The sequence below is a fragment of the Flavobacterium oncorhynchi genome (assembly GCF_002217355.1).
GTDB classification, from domain to species: Bacteria; Bacteroidota; Bacteroidia; order Flavobacteriales; family Flavobacteriaceae; genus Flavobacterium; species Flavobacterium oncorhynchi.
Map to the genome: position 1 here is coordinate 1 of NZ_MUHA01000049.1, position 3,155 is coordinate 3,155.

Sequence of the window (3,155 nt, forward strand, 5' to 3'; positions counted from 1 at the left end):
CTGAAGGCTATATAAAAGAGACTGCTGATATTTTGGATATTTTGTCTAAGGCAGATAAAAATTTTCCTAATGTAACTGTGATTGTAAAAGATTCAGTTAAAGGCTCTAAGGTTTATTTGGGCTTTAGTGATTATTATGAAGGAAATTTGAAAGACACTATTCATCCACAAAAACAGCGGTATATTTATAAAACTACAAAAGAAGAAAGAGAGTATTTGAAAAGTGTTTTTGAGAAAGGCAGCAACGAATTACGTTACAGTTCGCATAATGGTTATTATGAATTATTTTATCCGTACGAAAAAAACGGAAAGAAAGTAATTCTGTATTTTTCTGAACAACAACGTTATGGAAAACTTGGAAGTTAATTTCTAGTAATAACAATTTTAGAACGTTTTAGATAATAAATCTTAATCCCATTTTACATGAAAAAATATTTAATACTCATAGTAATTATAATTAGTTCTTTTAAAATTCAAGCACAAACCGCTCAAGATACATTAGAAATTAAAAGAGCAGCTTTGGCATACATTGAAGCACAGCATAATCCAAATCCAAAATTGATGGAAAGTGCCTTGCATCCTAGAATGGTAAAAAGATCAGTTTTTAGAAATAAAGCAGCACAGAAAGATTATATTTCAGAGTTTTTCGCTGAAAACATGGTTATACTGGCAGAAACTTATAATGTAAAAGGCGATAAATTCCCCAAAAATCCAAGAAAAGAAATCAAACTTTTAGATGTTTCTGCAAAAACAGCATCGGTGAAGTTACTTGCGGATGCATGGATAGATTATATGCATATTGTAAAAACAAATGGCGAATGGAAAATTATAAATGTACTTTGGCAGTACAATGATGTAACTCAGCATGAATAAATAATTACATTCTTTTTTATGTCATCCCGAGGAACGAATAATTTTCGCAAGAAACTCTGCAATGTAAATAACCAATTTTTCGGCGAGCTTCTAATGAAAATTTCTTAATTCTTCAAGATGACATAGATTGTTATTTCTTTACTTTTAAAATGGAAACATAATTTCCTTGCTGAATAGAAAACTGGTAGTTTTGACTTCTGAAAATTACCTTCCTTTAATGCTTAAATCAAATAAAAGTTTGGCAGTTTCCTGATCTGCATCGGCAGAAAAACCTGCTACAAAAACACCTTTTTTGCCATTACTGGACTTAATTCCGTATACAACTGCCTCATCGCCTGGGTCTGATTCCCCTTCGTATCGATACACATGTACAATTTCAAATTTCTCAGGATTTTTTTTAAGAATGTCTGAGTTGAGATTAAAATCGCACGTAAACCCTTTTTCATGCAATTGATCTAAAGCTTTTGAAACAGTTGCGTAGTGATACATCCTAATCATAATAATTGAGTTTAAAATTATCGAATTTTAAAGATAACTATTTTATAATTAAAAAGTTATGATAAAACTAATAAAAACGGAAATTTAAAATCATTATTCTTAGTTCATAAATCGTTACTTTTGCAGCGCAGACCGCCTTATCGCCGCTCCAATTTTATTGGAGGGGAGGAAAGTCCGGACACCACAGAGAAGCATAGCGGGTAACGCCCGTCGGTCCTGATAGCTATCGGGATTAGGACAAGTGCAGCAGAAAGTATGTACAGGTAATGCTGTAGTGAAACCAGGTAAACTCTATGCGGTGAAATACCAAGTATATCAACATTTAAGGGCTTCTCGTTCGTTGTTGAAGGGTAGGTAGCTCGAGTTCCGAAGTAATTCGGAATCTAGATAAATGATAAGGCCTTGATTTATCAAGGACAGAATCCGGCTTATAGGTCTGCTTTTTTTATATATTTGTGAAACTCTACTAACCTGTTTTCATGAATATAACCACTCCAAAATCTTCTTCAAAGGCAAAAAAAAGCCTTTTTAATACCATAATCACAAATCTTACTTTTTGGGTTTTAATAGCCATAATTGCGGGTATTTTACTTGGACATTTTTCGCCTGAAAATGGTGTAAAAATGGAAATTTTAGGAGCGAAATTTATAAGTCTTATCAAGTTGTTTATCGGCCCGATTATTTTCCTAACGATTGTTTTGGGAATTTCTGGAATGGGTAATTTAAAGAAAGTAGGACGAATTGGTGTAAAAGCTTTAGCTTATTTTGAAGTTGTTTCAACTGTAGCTCTGGCAATTGGTGTTGCAGTTGCTTATATTTTTAAACCTGGAAAAATTGATAAATCGGGATTAACTTTAGGTGACGCAAGTCAATATACAAATGGTGCGGCAAAGGATTTTTCATGGCTGGAGTTTTTCCTTTCCAATTTTACACTGCAGGTTTTATTAGCGGCAATTGTATGCGGAATCGCTTTAAACTTTTATAAAAAGAGAGAACAAACAATTTTAGTTTTAGAACGTTTTTCAAATGTCGTTTTCTTTGGTTTAAAATATGTTATGTATCTCGCACCGATAGGAGCTTTTGGCGGAATGGCATATACAATTGGAAAGTTTGGATTAGGAACTTTAATTCCGCTTGGAAAATTAATGCTTTGTGTTTATTTAACGATGGCATTATTTGTTTTTCTAATTTTAGGAAGTATTCTGCGTTATTATAAAATAAGCATTCTTTCAGTTTTAAAATATATTAAAGAAGAACTTTTGTTAGTTTTAGGAACATCATCTTCAGAAGCTGCTCTGCCAAGTATTATGGTAAAACTTGAACGAATGGGCTGTAGTAAATCGGTAGTAGGATTGGTGATTCCAACAGGATATTCTTTTAACCTCGACGGAACCTCGATTTACTTATCGATGTCGGTAATATTTTTGGCTCAATTGTATGATGTGCATTTGAGTTTTTTCGAAATTCTTACCGTTATTGGTATTTTAATGATTACTTCAAAAGGTGCTGCAGGTGTTACCGGAAGCGGATTTATTGTTTTAGCTTCTACTTTAACAGCACTTCATAAAATACCAGTCGAAGGTTTAGCGTTTCTATTAGGAGTAGACAAATTTATGAGTGAAGCCAGAGCTATTACCAACTTAATTGGAAACACGGTGGCGACAATTATAATTTCGAAAACCGAAAGAGATTTTACTGAGCTTGATTTGAACCCTATTTTGGAGGAGTAATATTCGTGCACGGGTGAGAAACGGTTTTCTTTGCCATTTCGAGAAACGAGAAATC

General features: G+C 33.2%; 4 protein-coding genes and 1 other RNA gene. 4 read left to right on the forward strand and 1 reads right to left on the reverse strand.

Annotated elements, in window-relative coordinates; all coding sequences use genetic code 11:
- Both B0A75_RS20585 and B0A75_RS20325 read left to right on the forward strand, forming a co-directional pair.
- On the forward strand, positions 1 to 365 hold a 365-nt coding region (locus B0A75_RS20585), incomplete at its 5' end, for a hypothetical protein (protein WP_208861292.1).
- 57 nt (positions 366 to 422) lie between these two features.
- Complete coding sequence (locus B0A75_RS20325; protein WP_089056089.1) at positions 423 to 872, forward strand: nuclear transport factor 2 family protein; 450 nt, start codon at positions 423 to 425, stop codon at positions 870 to 872.
- Positions 873 to 1,076: 204 nt separating this feature from the next.
- Here the strand turns inward: B0A75_RS20325 and B0A75_RS20330 are convergent, their stop codons facing one another.
- Entirely contained in the window at positions 1,077 to 1,370 is a 294-nt protein-coding gene (locus B0A75_RS20330) for an SH3 domain-containing protein (protein ID WP_089056090.1), read from the reverse strand.
- A gap of 124 nt (positions 1,371 to 1,494) precedes the next feature.
- On the opposite strand from B0A75_RS20330, the gene rnpB reads away from it, so the two are divergent.
- An RNA gene (gene rnpB / locus B0A75_RS20335) (RNase P RNA component class A) lies at positions 1,495 to 1,817 on the forward strand.
- Between the two features lie 32 nt (positions 1,818 to 1,849).
- Positions 1,850 to 3,100 (forward strand): cation:dicarboxylate symporter family transporter, encoded by a 1,251-nt coding sequence (locus B0A75_RS20340; RefSeq protein ID WP_089056091.1) that lies wholly within the window; start codon positions 1,850 to 1,852, stop codon positions 3,098 to 3,100.
- Positions 3,101 to 3,155 lie beyond the last annotated feature (55 nt).

What these genes read in the sequence shown, in the direction of transcription:
- B0A75_RS20325 (WP_089056089.1), top strand. Translation starts at nt 423, where the DNA reads ATGAAAAAATATTTAATACTCATAGTAATTATAATTAGTTCTTTTAAA.
- B0A75_RS20330 (WP_089056090.1), bottom strand. Translation starts at nt 1,370, where the DNA reads ATGATTAGGATGTATCACTACGCAACTGTTTCAAAAGCTTTAGATCAA.
- B0A75_RS20340 (WP_089056091.1), top strand. Translation starts at nt 1,850, where the DNA reads ATGAATATAACCACTCCAAAATCTTCTTCAAAGGCAAAAAAAAGCCTT.